Annotated in this window: 15 protein-coding genes; 5 read left to right on the top strand and 10 right to left on the bottom strand. The window is 65.6% G+C overall.

What is annotated here, in order from left to right; all coding sequences use genetic code 11:
* Positions 1-20: 20 nt before the first annotated feature.
* The 3 genes from trpB to KF886_19230 all read right to left on the bottom strand — a co-directional run bounded on the left by trpB (position 21) and on the right by KF886_19230 (position 6,030).
* Positions 21-1,199: a tryptophan synthase subunit beta gene (gene trpB / locus KF886_19220; protein ID MBX3179492.1), complete on the bottom strand. Its 1,179-nt coding sequence runs from the start codon at positions 1,197-1,199 to the stop codon at positions 21-23.
* 1,590 nt (positions 1,200-2,789) lie between these two features.
* Positions 2,790-4,397 carry a hypothetical protein gene (locus KF886_19225; GenBank protein MBX3179493.1) on the bottom strand — a complete coding sequence of 536 codons (1,608 nt, stop codon included), beginning with the start codon at positions 4,395-4,397 and terminating at the stop codon, positions 2,790-2,792.
* Between the two features lie 31 nt (positions 4,398-4,428).
* The gene (locus KF886_19230) at positions 4,429-6,030 is read right to left on the bottom strand and encodes a sulfatase (GenBank protein MBX3179494.1); all 1,602 of its coding nucleotides are present in this window, start codon (positions 6,028-6,030) and stop codon (positions 4,429-4,431) included.
* A gap of 193 nt (positions 6,031-6,223) precedes the next feature.
* Between KF886_19230 and KF886_19235 the strand changes: the two genes are divergently transcribed.
* The 3 genes from KF886_19235 (at position 6,224) to KF886_19245 (ending at position 12,737) form a co-directional block, all read left to right on the top strand.
* Positions 6,224-6,799 carry a hypothetical protein gene (locus tag KF886_19235; GenBank protein MBX3179495.1) on the top strand — a complete coding sequence of 192 codons (576 nt, stop codon included), beginning with the start codon at positions 6,224-6,226 and terminating at the stop codon, positions 6,797-6,799.
* A gap of 1,281 nt (positions 6,800-8,080) precedes the next feature.
* Positions 8,081-11,509, top strand: coding sequence for a hypothetical protein (locus KF886_19240; GenBank protein ID MBX3179496.1), 3,429 nt, complete (start codon positions 8,081-8,083; stop codon positions 11,507-11,509).
* A 22-nt stretch (positions 11,510-11,531) separates the two neighbouring features.
* The gene (locus KF886_19245) at positions 11,532-12,737 is read left to right on the top strand and encodes a cellulase family glycosylhydrolase (protein MBX3179497.1); all 1,206 of its coding nucleotides are present in this window, start codon (positions 11,532-11,534) and stop codon (positions 12,735-12,737) included.
* Between the two features lie 12 nt (positions 12,738-12,749).
* Here KF886_19245 and KF886_19250 read toward each other — a convergent pair whose 3' ends face one another.
* Complete coding sequence (locus tag KF886_19250; GenBank protein ID MBX3179498.1) at positions 12,750-13,556, bottom strand: hypothetical protein; 807 nt, start codon at positions 13,554-13,556, stop codon at positions 12,750-12,752.
* Between the two features lie 687 nt (positions 13,557-14,243).
* On the opposite strand from KF886_19250, the gene arfB reads away from it, so the two are divergent.
* Positions 14,244-14,663 (top strand): aminoacyl-tRNA hydrolase, encoded by a 420-nt coding sequence (arfB, locus tag KF886_19255; GenBank protein MBX3179499.1) that lies wholly within the window; start codon positions 14,244-14,246, stop codon positions 14,661-14,663.
* 12 nt (positions 14,664-14,675) lie between these two features.
* On the opposite strand, the gene KF886_19260 is transcribed toward arfB, so the two are convergent.
* The 6 genes from KF886_19260 to KF886_19285 all read right to left on the bottom strand — a co-directional run bounded on the left by KF886_19260 (position 14,676) and on the right by KF886_19285 (position 20,951).
* Positions 14,676-15,551 carry a DUF72 domain-containing protein gene (locus KF886_19260; protein ID MBX3179500.1) on the bottom strand — a complete coding sequence of 292 codons (876 nt, stop codon included), beginning with the start codon at positions 15,549-15,551 and terminating at the stop codon, positions 14,676-14,678.
* A 101-nt stretch (positions 15,552-15,652) separates the two neighbouring features.
* Positions 15,653-16,249 carry an ATP-dependent Clp protease proteolytic subunit gene (locus KF886_19265; GenBank protein ID MBX3179501.1) on the bottom strand — a complete coding sequence of 199 codons (597 nt, stop codon included), beginning with the start codon at positions 16,247-16,249 and terminating at the stop codon, positions 15,653-15,655.
* A gap of 153 nt (positions 16,250-16,402) precedes the next feature.
* Positions 16,403-18,196, bottom strand: coding sequence for a hypothetical protein (locus KF886_19270; protein MBX3179502.1), 1,794 nt, complete (start codon positions 18,194-18,196; stop codon positions 16,403-16,405).
* A complete protein-coding gene (locus KF886_19275; protein ID MBX3179503.1) occupies positions 18,193-18,402 on the bottom strand; it encodes a hypothetical protein in 210 nt (69 codons plus the stop codon). The genes KF886_19270 and KF886_19275 overlap by 4 nt, the downstream gene beginning before the upstream one ends.
* Positions 18,384-20,135 carry a hypothetical protein gene (locus KF886_19280; protein ID MBX3179504.1) on the bottom strand — a complete coding sequence of 584 codons (1,752 nt, stop codon included), beginning with the start codon at positions 20,133-20,135 and terminating at the stop codon, positions 18,384-18,386. Before KF886_19280 ends, KF886_19275 begins: the two co-directional genes overlap by 19 nt.
* A 69-nt stretch (positions 20,136-20,204) precedes the next feature.
* Positions 20,205-20,951 (bottom strand): glycosyltransferase family 2 protein, encoded by a 747-nt coding sequence (locus KF886_19285; GenBank protein ID MBX3179505.1) that lies wholly within the window; start codon positions 20,949-20,951, stop codon positions 20,205-20,207.
* Positions 20,952-21,138: 187 nt separating this feature from the next.
* Between KF886_19285 and KF886_19290 the strand changes: the two genes are divergently transcribed.
* The gene (locus KF886_19290; protein ID MBX3179506.1) at positions 21,139-22,227 is read left to right on the top strand and encodes a hypothetical protein; all 1,089 of its coding nucleotides are present in this window, start codon (positions 21,139-21,141) and stop codon (positions 22,225-22,227) included.
* Positions 22,228-22,689 lie beyond the last annotated feature (462 nt).

The raw sequence follows: 22,689 nt of genomic DNA on the forward strand, positions 1-22,689 counted from the left end.
CGCGGGCGGCCGTTTCTCGTTTACAGGCCCAATTTATCCGCCACAAAGTCCGCGTCTTTGTCGCCCCGGCCGGAAAGATTGATCAGGATCGTCTTGTCCGGCGGAAGATCCGGGGCGATACGCATCGCATAGGCGACCGCGTGCGCACTCTCCAGGGCGGGGATGATGCCCTCGAGGCGCGACAGGTTCATGAACGCGTCGAGACACCCCTGGTCGTCCACCGTAACGTACTGCGCGCGGCCGATGTCCTTCAGGTAGCAGTGCTGCGGGCCCACCGCCGGATAATCGAGCCCGGAGGCGATGGAGTATACCGGGAGGGGCTCGCCGGCGTCGTCCTGGAGGTTGTAGCAGCGGAATCCGTGCAGCGACCCCTTCGTTCCGAGGGTCAGCGTGGCCGCGTGATCCGGGGTGTCCAGACCGCGCCCGGCCGGTTCCACGCCAATGAGCGCAACGTCCTCGTCCTCCAGAAACGCGCTGAAAAGGCCCATCGCGTTGGAGCCGCCGCCGACACAGGCCATCAGGTAGTCGGGAAGACGGCCTTCGCGCTGCAGGAACTGCGCGCGTGATTCGCGGCCCACGATGCTCTGGAAATCGCGCACCATCTTCGGAAAGGGGTGCGGCCCGACCACGGAACCAATGGCGTAAAAGAAGTGCTCGGGATCCTTGAGGTACTCCTCGAAGGCGCTGTCGACGGCGTCCTTCAGGGTGCGCGTGCCGCGCGTAACCGGCACGAGCGTACACCCGAGGATCTTCATCTTGGTGACGTTCGGGTGCTCCTTTTGAATATCGACCTCGCCCATGTGAATTTCGCAGGGAATGCCCGCCAGCGCACAGGCCGTGGCGAGCGCGACCCCGTGCTGCCCGGCCCCCGTCTCGGCGAGCACCTTCGTCTTGCCCATGTGCTTGGCGAGCAGCGCCTCGCCGAGGCAGTGGTTAATTTTGTGTGCCCCCGTGTGGTTGAGGTCTTCCCGCTTGAGGAAGATCCGCGCGCCGCCGCCCGCCGCGGTCAGGCGCCGGGCGAAGTACAGCGGGCTGGGCCGCCCCACGTAATCCGTGTACAGTTCCTCCAGCTCGTCCTGAAAGGCCTGTGTTTGCGTGACCTGATCGTAGGCGACATTGATGTCATCCATGATCTTCTTCAGTTCGGGCGGGATGATCTGGCCCCCGTATTCCCCGAAATAGCCGGCTTCATCCGGCATGGCGCCCAGGTGCATGGTCATGGTCGGCTCTCCCCGATGGTTGGTGTGTAGGTCCGCGGGCGCGGTTCGGGGATGGGCTCCCGGCGTCTGGTTTGCCCCCCCGGGCGGGCCGCGATTCCCCGATTCTCCCCCCTTGGACCACGCCCAATACGATACCGGTTGCGGCGCGCGGAATCCAGATTTGCTCCCCCGGGCAATCGCATTTGAACTTGGTGTAGGAGCCGATCGCCGTACGAACCACTGGAACATCAGAAAAGGTGGCTCATCCGGTTTGAGCGTGATTTTTCGGGTGCTGGCGGAGAGCAACCGTAACGATGGTTCGCGGAGCTGGGGAGAACGGAGCGGTAAAGCTTGACTGACGCGTTCCATGGTGCGCCAACGTGTGTTGGGCATCTTGCCTGACACGGCGGCAGCCCGCTTTTCCGCCGTGATCTGCCGCTGGGACGGGTGGCGCGGCGCCCTTCGTCAGCCTGAAAGGCTAAGCCACGTTGGCGGGCGTTGAAGGATTGCGGTAATTTTGGATCCACGGCGGCTCTGTCGGAATTGGCCGGGAATTGTTGTCCGGCAGTCGGGACGTTAATGAAGCGTGGCGCGGATTCATTGGGCCAGCCTCTGGCGGCGGCCAAAGAAATGATCACCACGAAGGGCAGTTAGAGATGAAGTTTTTGAAGGCGGCCGTGCCAATGTGTTTGTTATGGAGCCGAGTCGGGATGCGAGGTCGATGCGCGGGGGGGATTGGATCGGGGGCCACAAAGAGCACAGAGAACACAAAAGATTTGTTTGAACCGGAAGTGAGCGCGAATGGACTGAGCGCGGCCTTTGGCCGCGATCTGGAGTTTTGACCACGGATTACACGGATTGCACGGATAGAAGGAATTCGATGAGTTCCAACCGCGATTGGTAACGAATGAAGGAAGTATCGTATCGCCTTGGGAGTCCGAGGCTGTGTTTTGTGGCGTTGATGGGCCGTTCGAAGGCGCCGCTCGCGCTGCGTCAGCCTGGAAGGCTAACCCACGTTGGCCACCCATGTAGAGACTGGGGTTATCTTCGTTCGGCCAGACATTAATCGTCGGTCCAAGTACGCCAAGACGGGATGAACCAGAAAATGGCTCGTGTTGGAGCGCTGGCGTTTCGCCCGCGGCGCATCCCTGACCTTGCCGGCAGAGATGCCGGCGCTCCAGCACGCTCACTTTCGTTGATTCAAGGCTCTGAATCAGCACAAGTTTACGCGCCCATTTGCCACGATCGGGTATAAGTGCGATTGCCCTGAGATTTGCTCCCCGGGTAATCGGGTATAGAGGAGTTCTGTTCGGTGGCGAGCTTGGGGCGTCGACCGGACTTGGTATATCTTTGTGTCAGACGGTGGCGCTTCGCCGGAATGCCCAACCCCCTGTTGAGTCGCTCGTGCGGGGCGGTGTTGGCGGAACTGGGTGGGCGTTGCTCCAGGCACACGAACGCGCGGGGGCGCGATCGCGCTGCACAGGAGTCGGGGCGATTGAACGACGGGACGGCCTGGCGTAATCTTGGACGGGCCACGTGTCGGGCAAGATCCCCAACCTCCTGGCGGCGCGATAGGCCGAACCCGATGGGTCAGGGCTGTACGCGGTAGACGGTCACGTCTCCCGTTGTGTGGAGCGGTTGCAGCCACGCGTGCGCGGCCGGATCGAAATCCCCGAGCGCGCGCTCCCAGGGACCGTGCAGCACATACGCGACCCCGTGTCGGGCGCGGAGCCAGCGCTTGAAGCCGTCGTCGTCGCCACTTTGGAAAAAGCGCGCCATGTGCGCGTTGGCCTCCCGATAATTCGGGGTCAGCGCGTCCTGGCCCGTGACCACCTTGAAATTGGCGTAGCGCGGAATGAACTGGCTGGTGTCGTGGCTCGCGAGTACAACCGCCTCTTCCGGCGCGTTCTCCGACAGCCAATCGAGCGCGCTCAGCACTTCCGAGGAAACGAAGTAGCGCCACGGCGGCGTGGGTGCGTGCAATCCGCGAAAGAAATCCGCGTAGACCAGCAGGTTGGTCGGGAGGGCCGCCAAGGCAATCAGGCATGCCGTCAGCAGTCGCCGGGACGGTCCCGCGCCAGTCCACCCGATCAAGGCGGGCGCCGTATGCCGCATGAACAGGAGCGGCGGCGCGAGTACCCAGGCGAAATAGCTTTCGACGCCCCAGGGGAACCACGGAGCGGCCTGCCCGAGCAGGGCCGCCGCGGCCAGCCAGATGACCGGGGCGGAAAGGGATGGCTTCCAGCCTTCGCCGCGGACGACAACGAACCCCAGGTGGATCAGGATGGCGGCCAGCGGCAGGCCGAACCAGCCGATCAACTCGAATACGCCGGGCGCGCTCCAGGCGTCCATCGCGCCGAGGCCGAGGGGGTTGCGCAGGAAGATCCAGGCCTGCCAGGCGATGGCGGGAGCGTGCGCTGCCAAGGCGATTGCGGCCCGGATGCTTACGGGCCGGAACAGGGCCGGATCGCGCAGGGACCGCGCCGCCACATAGAGCGCGAGCACGAGGCAGGACTCGGGAATGTGGTACGGGCGGATCACGCTGTGGCCCGCGGCCGCCAGCCCGGAAAGGGCAAAGTACCGGCGGCGGCCCGTCTGGTCGCCCCGGATGAGCCAGGCGTATTGCAACGCCGCAAAGGCCCCGGCCCGCATGAAGTGCGGCTTGTTCATGAGGTAGCCGAAAACCGTGACCCCCTGGGCGTCGTTGGTCGGGGGCAGGCCCGCGCCGGTAAGGGCGTTGGCCGCCACGACGATCCAGCCGAAGCCCGCGCCAAACGCGATCAGCAGCAGCGCGGCCTGGCGATCGCGCTCCCGGGCGAGAAAGACCGCGCAGAGGTGATAGGCCGCCAGCAGGAACGCGGCGGCCGAGATCGCGCGCCCGATGTGAAACCACGTTTCCAGCGTCCAGCCCGACCAGCGCGCCGCCTGGCCCATCACCCACCATTCGGGATTGAAGTAGGCGCGGGACGGCGATTCGGGCGCGTACAGGTTGGTGACGAGCGCCGGCCCCTCGGCCGCCTGCCGCGCGAACGCGAAGTAGCTGTTGGCCCCGGGCGTCCCCCGCCCGACGAAGCCGGCGAAGACTTCGTCCTCATCGGCGATGGCGTATCCGTAGAGGTAGGGCGCGCTTCCCACGGCCACAAAAAACACCGCCAGAAGCAGCGGAAATCCCCACGCGCGTGATTGGTTGGGTCGCATGGCCGGTAGTATGCGCCGGCCCCCGGGATCGTTACAAATACCCCAGAGTCTGGAGCATTTCCTCGTCGAGCGGCACGGGGTCCAGCAGGCGGCGCCAGGCCGGATCGACGGTTTCGAGCAGGCGGGTATGCTCCGGTGTCAGCCGCGACGGATCGCGCGTGGCCTTATACGCATCCGGCAATTGCGGCGGACAAGTCTCCCGGTACTCCCGCAGGTATCGCCGCCACCGCGCCACCTCCCCGGGCCGTTCCGCCGCGAGATTATTTTGGCAGCCCGGGTCCCGCGCGAGGTCGTAGTACTCTTCCCGCACAATCGGCCCCCACGGATCGACCTCCGCGCGCACGCCGTCGCGCAATTCCCGGCGGATGGCGCGCAGGTTCCCAGCGGTCTCCGCGCATTCGGCTGGGCTCAGGTACTTCCAATACGCCAGGTAGAGCGAACTCTCGGTCACGACCCCGCGAATCAGCATGCGGCTCTGGATCAGTTGCTCCAGAATACGCGGGCCGGCGGGCGTCCGGGCGCGCCACATGCCATCCGTTTTTTCCAACAGATTGACCCCGCTGATGGTGTCTGGATGTCGCGGCAGATCCTGCAATGCGACGAGCGTGGGGAAGAGGTCCACCAGGGACACCACGCCCGCCTGTCGGCCCGGCGCAATATGTCCCGGCGCCCAAAGCAGGAGCGGTATGCGGTAGGTCTCGGGATACAGCGACCATGCGTGCTCGACGAAGCCGTGTTCGAGGAATTCCTCGCCGTGATCGGCGGTAACCACCGCGAGGCTTTGGCGTTCCAGCCCGAGATCGGCCAGCCCTTCGAAACACGCCCGGATCGCCCGATCCACGTCGAATATCTCCGCGTCATAGCGCTGCACCAGGTCCTCAAATCGCGCCTCGCCCGGCCCGAAGCCTTCCTCAAGCAATGCGGGCAGGCCCGATCGCAGGGCGCCATCCATCGTGACGGGATCGCCGGGGCGCGCGCCGCCGAATCGATCGTAGGCGTCGTCCGGCGGGTCGTACGGCGCGTGCGGGTCGAGAAAATGGAGGTAGATCAGCGTTTTTTGCGTCCGGCGCTCACCGAGCCACGCGAGCGCCTTCTCCGCCAGGCGCGCGCTCTGGCGGCTCAGCCCGAATTCCGTATCGCAGACCGCCGTGTCGAAGCCGCGGTGGAACTCCGGGTGATCAAGCATCGGCGTGGCCGAAAACAGCGCGGTGTGGTACCCCGCGTCGCGAAAACGCATCGCCAGCGTGTTGTGGTTGAGCGAGGGTCTGGCGTGCCAGCCCGCGCCCCAGGGGGTGGCGGACGGGTAGAGGCCCGTGAAGAGCGCGGAAATCGACTCCGGCGTGTAGGAGGACACGCTGGCCGCGTCGGTAAAGACCAGGCTTTCCTCGGACAGGGAGGTGAGGAACGGCGCGGTGTCGCGATCGTAACCGTGGAGGGGCAGGTGATCCGCCCGAAGCGCGTCGATCACGATGATGACGACGTGATCGGGCAGGGTCTGGATCGGGCCGGGCAGGGGAGGCGTTCGGGGCTCCCGACACCCCGCGACGAAGCACGCGCCCAAGACGATCAGAGCCGGAACGCCAAAAACTGAGAATAACGAGGAAAGTCCGCCGTATCGTTTTTTTCTTGGCATGTTGTGTATACTAGGGTATACTCAAGGCAAATGGGAAGTCACTTGACGCCCGCGGCATTTGGCCTCGGTTGCCCAGTGATGCTGGTGTGTTTTGAAGTCCCGGCGTTCTGTATAGCGTGCCGCGATGGGCCGGCCCGGCGGGAACCGGGTGCGCCTTCCTGTTGTGATTATTGACCAGAGGAGATTGTTGGACATGAGAAAGTTGGGTGTTCTCGCGTTGATGTTGGTTGTGGGGACCTCGCTCGCTTTTGCGGGTTCCATAAGTATTCCGTGGTTTGTGGACAACGCCCCGGTGGCGAACTTCATCCCGGGCGTCTCCAGTGGCGTAACGGGGATCGTCTACCTGAAGAGCAACGTGGGTACGCCGCTGACCTGCGAGATCGAGTATTTCAGCCAGAGCGGCGTGCCCCTGGGACCGGCAAACAACGCTACGCTGGCCGATACCAGCAACTCGTTCACGATCCCGCCGTTTGCGGCTGTGGCCTTCCGGCCCGCCACCCATGATCCCGACACCACGCCGGGCGGCCAGGAAAGCACGCTGGCGATTACGGTGCCGGACCGGCCCGCGACGGGCGTGAACAGCGTGCTCGCGCAGCCCGGGCAGGACAACGACGGCAAGCGGAACGGGTCGATCACGATTTCCTGGACCGGCGATCCCACGGATGTCCAGGGTACTTTTGTGTACTATCAAACCTTCATTCCGCCGAGCGGCGATTCCCGCTTTCCGACGACGATGTCCTACGGCCACCTTCTGCCCAGCGGCCTGTAAGCCGATATCGGCGTAACACGAATTCCCGGCGGGCGCACCAGTGCGGTGCGCCCGCCGTTTCTTGTGATCCCTGCGAGGTGCGCTCGCTTCGGGAATCTGAGAAAGCCCCCGGAAGGGCGAAAATCCCGAGTCCACTGCACGCATCATCGCCGCGCCTTCGCGTGAATATCGGTCCTTCTCCAACGTCATTTCTTCGTAACATTTTAGCCGTCTGAAGCAGCGAGCAAGTAAAGTTCCCGGCCCTCCGGTGATTTCCGAGAAAGCACGGCAAAAGGATCGCAGGCATTTCCGCCACGGCGCACCTTCGGCCTGCCGGCGGCAACGTCTGCTTCGGCTATCAGCGGGTACGGCTGGCCTGGAACAAATTCCCCGCGTACCCTAATCCGGAATGCAACGGGGACCGGGGCCATTTCTCAAGCGCAGCGATCACATGAAGTCTTGCGCTCTTCCTGCCGCGGACAAGAATGTCCGCGATCCTTTGCGCCTTTCGGGGCTTTGGACAGGCGGGACGCCTATCCTACATTTGCGCCTTTCGGCGCTGAACACAGGCGAGACGCCTGTGCCACTTTCTTTTCGAGGTGGTTTTGGTGGGGGGCAGGGGATTTATTTGGCAGCGGGCTTACTTTGCCGCGGACAAGAATGTCCGCGATCCTTCGCTCCACGCTCTCTTGTCCGAGACATGCGTTCACAGCAGAAGCACCTCATTCCGCTAAAGTGTTACATTTCTTCGTACTACTATCCGTCAAGTTCCTTCTCTGCGGGCTCTTGCGTCGAATTACCCCTTAACTATTTGTCGCAAAGGCATTTACGAAGCGGAAACTCCAGAGAAAGCTTCCGGGCTTTTCCGTGAGTTTCCTAGCCGGGGTTCTTTTTCCTGACCACGGATTACACCGATGACACGGATTGCAGCGGCGCTCGATCCAGATCGAGACCGATCAGCCCGACGCCCCAACAACCCCGCGACAATTCCGATGCTGAGCAACCCGAGGAGGCCACCTTGGAAATCGCATCCGGCAGCAGTTCGCGGCCTCTCTGATCGCGCCCTTCCCGTCCCGTTCGACTCCCGGGGCGCAGATTTCGTACAATGCCAACCGGCATCAGCACCGGCGCCTTCGTCCCGGTCAGCCAGTCATGCGGTCGGGCCCCGGCATGGCGGGCAACCTGACGGCCATAACACGCCGTTAGCAGCCGTAACCACATCCCACCCCGCGCGACTCGCAACAACCCGAGGGGAGTCTATCCGCCGTGAGCCAGACCGATCCGTACCCAAACGCCACCTCCATATCCGAGGTCCCACCAACGCCCATTGATCGGCAACACCTGATCCGCTACATCAGCCTGAAGCTGGCGGCGCAGGGCCTCCCGACCTATGCGGGAGCGGGCGAGGAGTTTCTCGACCTCACCGGCGACCTCGTGCGGAGTTACCGGGAGAAAAGCCGTTTGCTCTCCGGCCATCTCTGCCCGGTGGACCAGCGGATACAGGATTTCCTGGACGATTACCTGGCCGGAGAATCCTTTCATCAGCCTCCCCGGCTTCCCGGCTCGACCTTCGTGCTGGATCGCCCCGGGCTGGCCCGGGAACTGTCGCTGCCGGTGGAGGGCGACCACGTGCGGACGGAACTCCTCGAGTCTTACCGGCTTCAGCAGGGCGTGCTGCACAACCCGCGGAGCGATCGGCGCACCACGAAGGGCGTGTTCCACGTGGCCGCCGGCGGGCTGCCCGTGCCCCTGGACAAGAAGGAAACGCCCCGGCGCACCTTTGGCAACCTGCTGATCGCGGCGCTGGACCCGCCGGCGGAAATGCTCGAGCTGCCGTTTCTCGCGGGCCAGCCGGAACCGGCGCGCACCCTGGTGTCGCTCCTGCTCCGCCCCCTGGTCGCGCCGGAGGTTCCCGGCCATGCGCCCGCAAAGCGCATGGAAACCCGCTTTTTCGCGCCGGGCAGCCTCATTGCGAACCTGGACTTCGTGGAGACGATCTTCGGCAACGCGGGCGATCCGGCCCTCGCGGAGAACGACGCCGCGCTCGATGTGGAGCACTGGACCGGCCATACCGGCTGCGTGATCCTGGCGCCCCACCTCACCCAGTGCCGGAAGAAGGATCTGGGTCTGCCGCACTTCGACGAGGCCACCCCGCGCCAGCGCCGCGAGGGCATGTGCTGGCAGGACGAGGCGGAGCTCTACAACGACGGCGGGGCCTTCAAGATTACCTGCCGCGACGATCGCGGCGTCATGGTGACGCTGATTGCGGACAACTACTTCGGGTACTGCAAGAAAGAGGTCAAGACCCAGCTCAGCTACGCCGCGAATCTGTACGGCAACTGCGAGGAAGAGCATGCGGGCGGGGCGCTGGCCTACGCCCGCTTCAGCCTCGGCGACAAGTTTCACATGGATTCGCGGTTCTCGAAGGATGACCACACCTTTGCGGAGATGGTGTCGAAATACGGGTCGCTGATGCACGTGCGGCCGGAAGGCTACGCGATCGACAAGCGCTACCCGGACATCATTTACGTCCCGGAGAACGTGCACATCGACCTCAACACCCAGCGCGTGTACTGGGAGCACCAGGGCGCGGTTCAGGAGATCCCCCTCCACCCGAACCACACCTACGTGAACCCGGACGGCTATAAGGTCCACATGGACAAGCACCCCGGCGCGCCGAGCTGGCGCCTCGTGGGCACGGGCGTCGAGGGCACCTTCTGCCACAAGCCCTGCACCGTCTCCGGCGGCGGAAAATCCGAAATCTCGAAGTCGCTTCTGGACGCCATCCACTACGGCCCGTTCTTTGTGGCCGACTTCAAACAGGACCTCGACCGGATCGAAGGGATCATGGCGCACGACTTCAGCCACCGTTTCCGCGACAAGTCGATCGTCTCCAAGGGGCGCCCGCTGCTCTCGCCGGACCGCTCCCTGGGCTCGGTGATCCGGCTGCTGACCCCCTCCGAGGACGATTACACGCCCGAGTACAACGCGTGGCTCGCCACCATCCCCGATTATCTCAAGGCCATGATCTTTATCATCAAGCGCTTCTACCGGCCCGAGTGGGGCGACGACTGGCGGGGCCATTTCGGGGCCGACATCATCAACGGGCGGCCCGGGCACGAGCTGAAGTACAACGGGCGCAAGGTTGTGGCGAGCTACCTGCGTGTCGGCCTTCAGGAGGACGGATCCTGGCGCACCTACAAACTCCGCCAGGATTTTCTCCCCGCCGCGAAAATCCAGAAGGAGGACGACATCTCGGCCACCGCCGTCGCGCCGGCGGAGGGCCTCGACTACCTGAACCCGCACTACCGCAACCGCAGCGTGAAGCTGGTTGAGAACTGCGAGATGCGGCTGTTCCAGCGCCCGGACGAAGCCATCCACCGCGGCCAGGACAAGCAAACCGAGCGCGACCTGGCGGAAGACGGCAATTTCATCTCGAATTTCGAGCCGCTGGCCCGCGCGGACGCGCAACGGCTCCAGCAGCAAACCATCGCCTTTCACGAGTACACCGAGCCGATGCAGGGCCTCATCAGGCGCGCCGCCGCCAGCGAGGACATCGAGTATTTCGTCTCCTCGGCGCATCCGCGCATCGTGGACGGCGCCCCCACGAAGAATCCCCGCTACCTCCAGCTCCGACCCGACCTGGCCGACCCCCGGGAACGCTACCTCGGCGAGGTTGCCACGCGCCTGCACCGCCGCGTCCCCCTGGACAAGGCGCTGATACAGCCGGTGAACGCGGTCCTGCCCGGTCGGCGCAATAATCCGCCCGATCGCCAGGCCGGTATCCGCCCGCTCGCGGTCTACAACCCGATTCACTACCAGGAACTGCCCGAGCTGTTCATGGATTTCATTTCCAGCCTCACCGGCAAGTCGCCTTCGACCACGGGCGCGGGTTCGGAAGGCGCGCTGACGAAGGGCCCCTTCAACTGCCTTACGCCCACGAGCGACCTGAACAACGCGCTCGTGTCCTATATCCTCACGGATTACCACTGCTTCACCACGGCGGCGGGCTACATCGGGCCACACTACCGCGTCGACCACGATGTCAGCCTGCTCATTCCGGAAGTCTGGTGCCGCCTTTCCGAGGAAGAACGCGATCCCGCCCGCCTTATCGCGGAAGGCTGCCTGGAGAAGCTCGAAGACTTCGAGCACAACGGGCAGATGGTCCTCGCGAGCCGCCTGGGCTACCGGATGACCCGCAAGTTCCTGAGCCACTATTTCGGGCGCGTCTTTGACAGCCCGACCACCGTGTTCAACGACGAAATGCTCCGGCCCGAGACGCAGGACCTGGAAGCCTACGCCGATGGCATCAACAACATTACCGAGGCCCAGCAGCGTTGCGCCCAGGCCTTCTTTGACGACGGCAGCATTGCGTCGGCGTGCCCGCCCCTGGCCGCATTGCTTCACATCATGGCGCACGGCGACTACGGCGGAAAGGGGGCTCAGGACCCCGAAGTGCGACGCCTCTTCACCCGGGAATACCTCATCGAAAGCGACTGGTACCAGGAACGGCTGCGCATCAAGCAGGAGCGGGATTGCGCCCTGTGGCGGCGCCACATCCACAACCTGTCGGAATTCATGAAACGCCCCCATTTCGCCGAGGAAGTGGAGCGTCTCAAACTCGCCGATCGCCTCGTCTTCGCGAAAGCCGAATTACAGCGCCTGGAGAAGCCGGCCTACCGCGAGAGCCTCGTTGGCACGCTGGGCGCCGATCCGCTTTACCGGGGCTGATCCCGCGCCAGGAGATTTCGCCATGCATACAAATTGCCCGCGTAGCATTTTCGCCGCCCTCGCGATCCTCGCGGCCGTTGCGGTCGCCCAGTCGACCGCGGCGGGCCCGGGACTCCGTATTGGCCCGGAGGGCGCCATTTTGCTGGATGGCAAGCCCGTCCGCGCGTTCGGCATCAACTACATGAGCGCCTTTACCCGATGTCTCGAAAACCCCGGGGACACCTCCTACCGCGAGGGTTTCGCCACCCTGGCGGAACATGAGATCCCCTTTGTACGCCTTAATTTCGGCGGATTCTACGCCGTGGATTGGTCGTTGTACCGCGACGATCCGGATCGCCACTTCCAGTTGATGGACGGCGTCGTCCGCGCGGCGGAGGAGCACGGCATCGGCCTCGTGCCCTCGCTCTTCTGGTGGACGGCGTGCGTGCCGGACATCGTCGGCGAACCGCGCAACCAGTGGGGCAATCCGGAAAGCAAGACGCACGCGTTCATGCGGGAATATGTCCGCGCGGTGGTCACGCGCTACGTAGACTCACCGGCAATCTGGGCCTGGGAATTCGGCAATGAGTATTCCCTCGCGGCAGACCTGCCCAATGCGGCGGAACACCGCCCGTGGACCCACGTGTCGCGGGGCTGCCCGCCGGAACGCGGCCCGGACGACGACCTGACCTCGGCAATGGTGAACACGGCGGTGGCCGCGTTTGCGGCGGAGGTCCGCAAGTACGACCCGCACCGGCCCATAACGACCGGACACAGCCTGCCGCGCCGCTCCGCCCATCACCAGCGGGTTGAATTGTCGTGGAAAGAAGACAGCGCGGACCAGTTCCGGGAAAACCTGGCCTTCATGACGCCCGATCCGGCCGATCTTGTCTCGGTGCACATCTACGCGCACGCGAAGGAGCGCCGCTTTGGGGAAGGCGACGTTTCCTATGCCCGGCTGCTGGAGGAAGCGTCCGCGGGCGCGCAGGCGGCGGGCAAGGGCCTGTTTGTGGGCGAATTCGGTCCGCCGCCGGACAACGAGGCGCCGTGGGATCACGCTTCCGCAAAGGCCGAAGGCCTGGCGCTCCTGAAGGCCCTGGAGGAGAGCGACGCGCAACTCGCCGCGTTCTGGGTCTTCGATTTCCCGTGGCAGGAGGCGTTCATCAACGTCAGCACGAAGAACCACCGGAGCCACTATCTCGAGGCGTTGCGGGACGCAAACCGCCGGATAAGCAACGGCGGCGAGTAGCGGGCGCGGGGGCTATTCTCGGGCCGGAGGCGCGGCGGCGGAATCCCCCAGCCGCTCTTGAATGATCTGTAGCGCCAATTCCGGGAAATTCCGGATTACGGCGTCGATCCGGGCGCGCCCCAGGCCGAGAACAATCGCGGGTGTCCTCGCCACAATCGTGTGCGGGTGGCGGCCCGCCGCAAAGAATGGACGGACCCCGACAAATGCCGGCGCGTCCCCGGCGGGCTTGATCCGCAGCGGCGTCGGCCCTTCTTCGACGAGCAGCCCGTCGATAAGCTGAAACAGGGTGTCGGCCGGCGCGCCCGCTTCCACGAGGGTCTCGCCGGGCGCCATCATCCGCTGGCTGACGTCCATCGCGGACAGCCGCTGGAAATTCCTGATGAAGACATTGGCCTCGCTCAGCCTCCGCGCGAACTGGCGGCACAGGATGCGCGTCAGGCCCGGCAGGCGATCGATGATCGTGTCCAGATGCTCCGGGGCCAGGCGCAGGGTGAAGGAATTCAGAACGCTGCGCACGGACGCGGATCGGAAACCGGCGCCGAGGTACGCCATTTCGCCCACAAAGACCGGCGCATCCGGCTCCGCGCTGATGATGGCCAGCTCGTTCCCCGGCGTCCGCTCCCGGGGCGCGTCCGGCTGCTCCACGAGGCAGTTGCCGCGCAACAGAATGAAGACGTCCTGCTCCGTGTCCGACCCGTGCACCACGAATTCGTCGTTGGTGAAGCGCACGCCCGTGATTCCGGGGCACGCCGCAATCAGGGCGTGGATTTCCGAATCGGCGGGCAGGTCGAAGGTGGCGATATCAAAGGGCTCCGGCACGGGGCCGCTCCTTGCGTTCGGCGCTACGGCCGTCCAGGTACACTTTTGCGGGTGCAGCGTATACCGCCGCGCGGCTCCGGAGCAACCCCGCCCGGGGCAGGGCAATCGCATTTGTAACACTTTAGCCGAGCGAAGTACAGTGGCCAAACCAGAGCGACTTGCTTAATAAAGGCTGCGTGCAAATGAGGAGCGCCGGCAGATTGCGCCGTCGGCGCAAGAATGCGTTTTGAACATGCTACCGTTGCATGAGAAGCCGCGTGTCGTCGGAGGACTCCGGCAGCGTGTTCTCGCACCTTCGGTGCGATGCCGGCGAGCCGCCGGCGCTCCATACACACCGGATCCATTAGTAAAAACACATACTGTTCCGCACTTCAGACCGCTAAAGTGTTACTAACATTTAAACTTCCAACTCGGGCCGAGCGCCACATGAACCACCTTCAATGTTAAAAAGGGCGCGTGTTGGAGCGCTGGCATTTCGCCCGCGGCGAATCCCTGACCTTGCCGGCACAGATGCCGGCGCTCCAAAACGCTCACTATCGTTGATTCACGGTTCCAAATCGACTCAGGTTTACGCCCATATACCGAGAGATGGATCAATGCGATTGCCCTGCCGCCCGGGGCGGGACGTATGCATTGCCACAGGGGATTGCGTTACAGTGGCCGCAGGAGCCTATCCCCAAAACCCCCATGATCTACGTTACCGAACATATCGCGCTCGATGAAAGCGAACTGCACGAGACCTTCATCCGGAGCGCCGGCCCCGGCGGCCAGCACGTAAACAAAACCTCCACGGGCGTCCAGCTTCGCTTCGACGTCGCCGCATCGCCGTCGCTGCCCGAGGGCGTCCGCGCGCGCCTGCTGGCCCGGCGCGATTCGCGCCTTACGGCGGAAGGCGTCCTCGTGATCACGGCCACCAGCCAGCGCAGCCAGAAGGCCAACCGCGAGGAAGCCGTGGAGCGCCTCGTGCAGCTCGTGCGCGCCGCCGCCACGCCGCCCCGCGCGCGGCGAAAGACCCGGCCCACCCGCGCCTCGAAAACCCGCCGCCTCGAAGGCAAACGCCACCGCGCCTCGATCAAGGCGAACCGGGGGCCGGTCCGGGACGATTAACGGGGGCTGCGCTCACGGGCCTTCGCGCGCCAGCGCCCGAAGCCGGGGGTAGGCCGCCAGCAGGCCGGGCGGGAGGCCGCCATATTTCGCCGCGCCGAGCCCCGCCGCAATCTCGAGCGCATTGGCGACCGCCTGGCCGCGAAAGTGGTTGTTGGTGACGGCGTAGACGCTCCTGGCGCGCCCCCGCATCGCCTGGATGCGTTCGAGCCAGGGATTCAACTCCTCCTCGCTGTAGAGGTAGTTGTAGCGGTCGTTGGGGCCGGATTCTTCGCGAAACCAGTGCTCGTAGTTGCGCCCGTGCAGCCGGACGTAGGCCAGGGGGGCGGTTACGTGGGCGGACGGCGCGATCGAATCGTCAAAGATCGGCTGATCGATATTGCAGAACGCAATTTCGCGCGCCGCGAATCCCGCATACAGTTCCGGGACATCCCACGAGGCGTGCCGCAATTCCACCACCAGCGGATAGCCCGCGAAACAGTCGCAGACCCGCGCGAGCCACTGCCGGTTTTCGGCGGTGCGGCGAAAACTCCACGGAAACTGGGCCAGCACCGCGCCGAGGCGGCCCGCTTCCCGAAGCGGCGCGATACCCTCGGTGTATTGCCGGATCTCGGGTTCGGATGGCCACGCGCCGCGCTCGTGGGTGAAGCGCTGCCAGATCTTCGCGGTGAACTGGAACTCCGGATACGGCGCCACGCGGCGCGCCCAGGCTTCGGCGTTTCGCGCGGACGGCGGGCGGTAGAAGCTGGAATTGATCTCCACCATGTTGAACCACCGGGCGAGTACGTCCAGCGCATGAAATCCGCGCGGCTGAACCTCCGGGTAAACGATGCCCTTCCAGTCCGCGTAGGACCAGCCCGCCGTGCCGATATAGAGATTCGCAACGTCCACGCGATCCGCCTCCCGGGAACAGCGCCCAATGCAAACGGCGGCCACAGAACGTGGCCGCCGCGGAATTTATGCGCGTATGCGCCGGATTGCGTTTGCGGCGATCAGGCGTCGATCTCGTCCAGCTTGGTGACGATCTTTGAAACGATACCGTAGGCGAGCGCCTCTTCCGCGTTCATCCAGAAGTTGCGGTCACTGTCCTTGGCGATTTTCTCCACCGGCTGGCCGGTTTCAACCGCTATCATCTTGTTGATGCGCTCGCGGATCTTGAGAATTTCCTGCGCCTCGATGCGGATGTCGGATGCCTGGCCGCCCGCGCCGCCGCTGGGCTGGTGGAGCAGGTAGCGCGTGTTCGGCAGGGAGAGGCGCTTGCCCTTGTCGCCGCCAAACAGAATCGGGACGGCGATGCTGGCCACCCAACCGGCGCCAATCGTAATCACGGGGGACTCGATACAGCGCATCACGTCGTGGATCGCGTATCCGGAGTCCACGTGGCCGCCGGGCGAGGTGATCACCACCTTGATCGGGTCGTGGGAATCGTTGTTCAGGATGAAGAGCTGGGTGATGACCTTCTCCGCCATCTCCTGGTCCACCGTCCCGGCGACGAGCACGGTCCGGGACTTGAGCATCCGGTGCATCATGCCTTCGGCGTTGCTCTTGTCGTCCTTCTTCTTGTCGTCTTCTTCGTCATCGTGCCAGATGTGGGTCATTTTCATTCCTCGTAACGGGCGCCGGACGCCTGCGGAAGTTCTGCCGGTTTCGGGCCGGCTCTTGCGGCCAGCGGCTGCGGCGCGGGCGGGCCGGAAATGCCCGCGGGCAGGGCTGGGTATTGTGGCATGTTCCGGCAAATGGGTTCAAGGAATGAACAGCGCGGGCCGCGCCGGAACCGCCCCGGGATGCGCTCCGGAGACCGGATCAATCGTGACCTCGCCCGACGTTTCCACCACAATTTCGGCCAGGGCGAGCAAGGGCGTGTCCAGTTCGATCATCCAGCCTCCCGGGCGGCGCTCAACCCACCGGTCCCAGTCGAGGCCGCCGGCGCCGCCGGACGCGCCCGCGCGCAACGGAATCCGGCGCTCCGCCAGGATCGCGGCGTCCGGACCGCCCCAAACCTCCAGGGTAACCCCGTCGGGCCACGCGGAGGCGCGCAAGATCAGGGGCGCGGCGCTTTCCGGAAAGCCCTCGGGCAGGCGCCGCACGGGCAGGCCCGCCGCCGCGCAATAGCCGAGCAGCGCGGGCGCCCCGGCGGCTTCCAATTGCGGGGCGAGCGCGGGATCGCCAATCAGCACCGCAATCGCCCGCGCGAGATCGGCGGCGGGCGCCAAGTCCCCCTCCGCTTCGCGGCTGTCCAGCGCGAGAAACCGCACCGCGTTGTCGGCTTCGCCCGCGTGTACAAGCGCGCGCTCAAAAAACAGCCCGCGCTGGCCGTGGGGAAGCCTCGAGGCCTGGTCCCGCAACGTGTCGATCAGCGCCTGGACATGGGCGTCGAGGTTAATCGGGCCGCGTGCTTCCGCGGGCCGCGCCGAGGCCGCGAACGTCGCGGCCGCCGCCTCAAACCAGCCTTGGGCCGCCAGCGAACGCGCGCGCAGCACGCTGTAGGCGGGATCGCCCGGATAGCGCGCAAGCAGGAAATCGAGCCGGGCATCCAGTGTTTCCCAGGCGGCGGCCTGCAGGAGTTCCTCCGCGCGCGCGGCCTGGTTTCGCGGGTCCTGGCGGCCCGGAGGCGCGATGCCCAGCACCTGAATCACGGCGCAGGCGATCGCGGCCGCCAACAGGCCCCGGGGCGCGGTGAAGGCCCCGCCGCGCGCCCAGGGGGCATCGTGGGCCGCAATCAGGCCCAGCGCCAGGAAACTCACCGGGTCGGGAAGCGCCCCCAGGAACACCGCCGCGACCGCGCCCGCCAGCACCAGCGCGGAAGCCACCCCGCGCGGCGGCATGTCGGTGTCGCCAGCGCGGAGCAGGCTTCGCGCCGCCACACGCGCCGCAAGCCAGAGCGCCAGCAGCAAGAGCAATGCGCCGCGCGGCGACCCCGCCGCTTCCGACCAGGCCGCGCCGGGCCGCGCCAGGGCCAGCACCGGGGTGTGCATCACCAGCAGCCAGCACACCGAGATCAGGGCCGCCACCGCCGCCAGGATGCGCCAGGCGGTCGCAAGTGTGGGGACGCACGCCACAAAAACGCCCGCAAGCGCGGCGTGAAATACCATGAGCACACTGGCGGCGACGTCCGGGGTCCCCGCGATCGCCAGGCTGGCTTCGGCATGAATGCCCGCCGGGGGTTGCCATCCGGCCTGGGCCGCCGCGTGCAACAGCGCCGCGGCGCCGCCCGAAACGGATAGCGCCAGGAGCGCACCCTGGGCCGCCCGGCGTTCATGAAGCAGGATGACCGGCGCCAGGAAGAAGACGGGACACCAGAGGGACGGCGCGCCCGCGCCCCCCGGGAGAAGGCAGAGCGCCGCCACCGCCACCCACCAGTATTCGAAGGGCGGCCGTTGCATGCGGCGTACGCGCCAGGCATGCAACGCGAACGCCAGTAGCGCGGCGGCGGCCAGAAAGCGGGTGGAAATGGGCGTGTACGGGATGCCGGTGTACGCACCCAGCGGCCAGAGCGCGGCCACGAGCATGGGGAGCGCGGGAGCGAATCGCATCATGGCGCCCGCTCCACCGGGGGCGATGCGGTTGTGAAAGCGGGCCGCTCCGCCATCCAGCCGGCGGCCCAGACCGCGCCCGCCAGCAGGAGCAGAAGCAGCCACGCCAGCCGGCGCTCGCGCCGGTTGCGCGCTAGCGGATCGGGGATCTCGGAAGGCTCCCCGGCTTCATCCTGGCGCGCGCGCGCGCTCAAAACGCCCCGTAACACGCCGCGATCGCATCGAGAATCCGGGCGGGCGTCCCCACGACGGGTATAATCTCGCGCTGGCTCTCCTCGCGCAGGGTTTGAATCGTCGATTCATCCAGCGGGTTGGCCATTGCGACGACCATGCGGTCCTCGCTGACCCGGAGCGGCACGCAAACGTACCATGCGCACACGTCCTTGCTCAGCGCCGCGATCGCGTCCCGTGGAATGTGGAGATCGGCGGGGTCGACCACGGGCTGTCCCAGCTGGCACGCCACGGCCTGCGCGATCGCGTCTTCCGTGGCGAAGCCACGCTCCACCAGAATGGCCCCGAGCAACTGGCTCGGCTCGGATTCCTGTGTGGCGAGCGCCTCGACGAGCTGGTCCCGGGTCAATATGCCCGATGCCACGAGAATGTCCCCGAGGCCCCGGTTGGACTCCGGACGCAGGAGCGCCGATACCAGGATGTCCTGCTGCTGCATGCGTAGGGCGCGCGCCGCGGCCTCGTGGCCCGCACCGGGACCGCCATCCCCGCTTTCGTCTGCATCCCTGGAGTCTTCCGGGCGCCGGGCCGCCAGTTCCGTTTCCAGCGCCGCCGCGCGCTCCAGCGCCGCGTCGCGTTCGGATTCAGCGTTGCTGGCGCGGCCCGCGGCGGCGTTCAGGGCGTCTTGCAGGCGCGCAGCCTCCGCGCGCGCCTCGGCCAGGGCCTGCTCCTGCGCGGTTTCAAAATTCCGGTGCGTCTCCAGCTCCCCGAGCAGGGCCCGGGCGGAAGCGACGGTCTCCGCCTCGCGCCGGCGCAGCGTCTCCAGCTCGCGCTCCAGGCCCGCCAGCGCCTCCCGGAGGCCCGCGTGATCGTCGTCGCCCGCCGCGCCGTCCGCGGTTTCGGTTATAGTGGATCCGGCGCGCGGAGTAGCCGCAAGCGCCTCGCGAAGCGCCGCGATCTCGGCGCCGAGCGCGTTGATGGCGGACCGCTGCTCTCCGGCTTCCTCGCGGTGCAGCGCCAGCGCCTCCCGCATGGCCTCGGCGGACGACTCGAGCCGGGCGAGCGCGTCTTTCAAGGCATCGCGTTCGCGCGAGATCGCCTGCATTTCCGCCTCCCGCTCCCGCAGGCGCGCCTGGGCGGCTTCAAACTCCTCGCGCTGCTTCCGCTCCCGTGCGCCTTCAGCGGCAAGATTTGCGGAAGCGAAGGCCTCCCGCTGCTGGTGCATGGCTTCGAGTTCGCGATTCAGCGCCCCGACTTCCGACGAAAGCACTTCGTTCTCGTGGCGCAGGCGATCCAGTTCGCCGGAATCCTCCGGGGCGGACGATTCCACGGTCCCCTCGGGCAACAGCAACTCCACGAGGCGCCGCAACTGGCCATTGGCCCGGTCGAAACGCGCCGAGATGTCGCTCTGATGTTGCGTAACCTGCGCGGTCCACGCGTGGACCGCAGTCTCGATCTGGCCGAGCGCGCCCGAGAATTCCCGCGCGGCGTCCTCCTCCGGGGGGGCCGTCTCCGCCGCGTACCGCGTCACCGCGCCGGGCGGCATCCCCTGTTCCTGAACCACGTGGCGCAGGCGATCCAGCTCTTCGTTTGCGCGGGCAAGGTCCGCCGCGCTTGAGTCTCGCTGCCGCAACACCTCCAGCAGCCGCCTCAGCTGCGCGTTGGCGCCGTCGATCTTGCGCGCCAGCCCCGCCTGCGCGGAACCAACCTCGGTCCGCCATCCGGCGATGGCGGTCTGTAGCTGTGCGATCAGCGTGGCGGTTGGTGCGGCCATGAAAGGGATACCCCGTGGTGAGTTTTCAGGCGGTTCTGCGCTGGATTATAGAATCCGCCGCGGTGGCGTTCAATCCCGCGGCGTATTCCCGGCTCCCCGCGGGACATCCGGTCGCACCTCGAAGAATACCTGCCTGCGCCGCAGCCAGGCGACGCCCACCAGATCGAACAACCCGCGCCAGAGCCGGTTCCGAATACCGTACTTGGACACACCGCTGTGCCGCGCGTGGTGCCGAACCGGGTGTTCGGCGATCGTGAAGCCCTGCGCGCGCACAAACACGGCGAAGAACCGGTGGATCCCGTTGAACGCCACCAGGTGCGTCACGCAATGGCGCCGGAAACCCTTCGCGCCGCACCCGGCGTCCCGGATGCCATCGTGGAGCACCGCGTTGCGGACCGTGTTCGCTACCCAGCTGGAAAAACGCCGCACCCACGGATCGTTCCGGGCCGCGCGGTACCCGCAGACGCAATCGTACTCCTCCAGGAGCGCCAGAAACGCCGGAAAGTCCGCCGGATCGTTCTGCAGGTCCCCGTCAAGCGTCAAGATGTAGTCGCCGCGGGCCGCGCGCATGCCGGCAATGAGCGCCGCCGACTGACCGGCGTTCCGGGCCAGGTGGATCGGCCGCACGCGGGAATCCGAGGCGGCAATTGCGTCCAGGCGGGAACCCGTCGCGTCGGTGCTGCCATCGTTAACGAAAACAAACTCCGCCGCGTACTCGGGAAGACCATCGAAAACGTCGCGCACCCGCGCGTACAGCGGTTCGATATTGTCCTGCTCATTGAAAAACGGCGCAACGACACTGACCAGGGGATTCATCGGGAGACCTTGCGGGGCTTCGGAACGTGTAGGGTTGCTTCGGAGCGCGTAGTATACCCGATCCGGCCCGTGGCGCGAGAATCTCCCGGGGGGGGTTGTCATTCCAGACACCGCGTCGTATGATGGCGGCAGGTAGCACGGCGGGCGCCGGGCCCGCGGAGCAACGCACAGCCGAGGGAGTCGAGCCATGGCCTATCGATTGAGCGACTACATCACCTACGGGGAACTCTTCACGACCAGCCACTACGGGGTATATGGTTTTCTGGTGCTGCGCACCGAAGAGCAGGAGGCCGGGGGCGACCACACCATGATCCGCCTGGAGCTCACCGGCGATCCGGACCCCGATCTCCAGGGCATGCACATTTGCTTTGAACCGGAGGAGGGCTCCGAAATCAAATACTTCCGCCGCGCCGAACACCCCGGCCTCATGATGCGCCAGTACGGCGCGACCGGCGCAATGTCCGCGCAGGGCTGGGTGCGCGCGCTGCCCTGCTCCGAGACCGAATACATGACCCGCCTGCGCCTCGGCGAACCGCCTCCCACCGAGTGGAAAAACCGCCTTCACCTCGAGTGGTATGGACCAAACGGGCGCATGGTCGTCGAACTCGCTGGACCGCTCGTCGAGGTCTGTACGCGGGAGCGCGACGAGGACGACGAGGACGACCAGGGCGACTGGGAGCCCCTGCGAAACCTGGCGCCCAGACCCGAGCCCTACATCCACGGGGAGACGGATCCCGGCGATTTCGAAATCGTCGCGATCAACGCGGATGGCGAATCGGCGAGCTGCACGGGGCGCGAAATCAGCCACGGCGAATCGCTCGAATTCGAGCGCTTCCTGGAGGACGACGGCGATGCGGCCCGGGACGAGGACGACGGCGAGGACGATTGCGAGGCGTTCATGCGCGAAACCCGACTCATGGACGAGTGCATCGAGGACGGCGAAGAGACGCCCATCATCGATCTCATCGGCGGGATTGACGGCCTGCCCGACCCGGACGATCTGAACGAGGAAATGGCGGAAGACCACCTGAAGGCCCTTCTGGGGCGCCTCGCCATGATCGGCGTCGCCCTGAGCGTCTGCGAACACTACACGCCCCGCGACACGTACCGGCTGCTCGTGAAACGCATCCTGCCCGAAGCCGGCGCCTTCAAGGAGCTGATCGGCACGGAGTGGGTCCAGCACTACATGACCGCCGAGTATTGCGCCAAATGCGACGAGCAGGTCCTCAAGGATTACGGCGTCGACCGCGAGCCTCCCCCGCCCGTCTGGAACTGACCAACCGGGAACCCGTTCCAGTGCGCGCTGCAGCAGACAAGACACGTACACACGCAGTGCAGCCTCTGGAAGCAACGGAAGAGGGGATCACCACGAAGGTCACGAAGGTCACGAAGAAAAACAGAGAAGAGCTTTAACCGCAGAGAGCGCAGAGGATGGCTCTTGTACGCAGATGAAGTAGGTGGTTGAATGAGGGTGCGTTTTTGACCACGAATGAACACCAATGCACACGAATGCGCCGGGAGCGGCGGCTGGCCACGATCAGGATTTGTGACCACGGATGACACGGATGACACGGATAGCAATTGGTTCCGGTCGTTGGGGTGTGCAGGCGGCTGCGTGCGATTTTCGACGCAGCCTGTTCGGATTGTTCAGCATCGGAATTGTAGCGGGGTGGAAGGGGCGGCGGGCTGCTTCTTCTCGTTTGGTTCGGGTGTCGCTTCAATCCGTGTCATCGGTGTA

Source organism: Candidatus Hydrogenedentota bacterium, assembly GCA_019637335.1.
In the GTDB taxonomy this organism is placed as follows: domain Bacteria; phylum Hydrogenedentota; class Hydrogenedentia; order Hydrogenedentales; family JAEUWI01; genus JAEUWI01.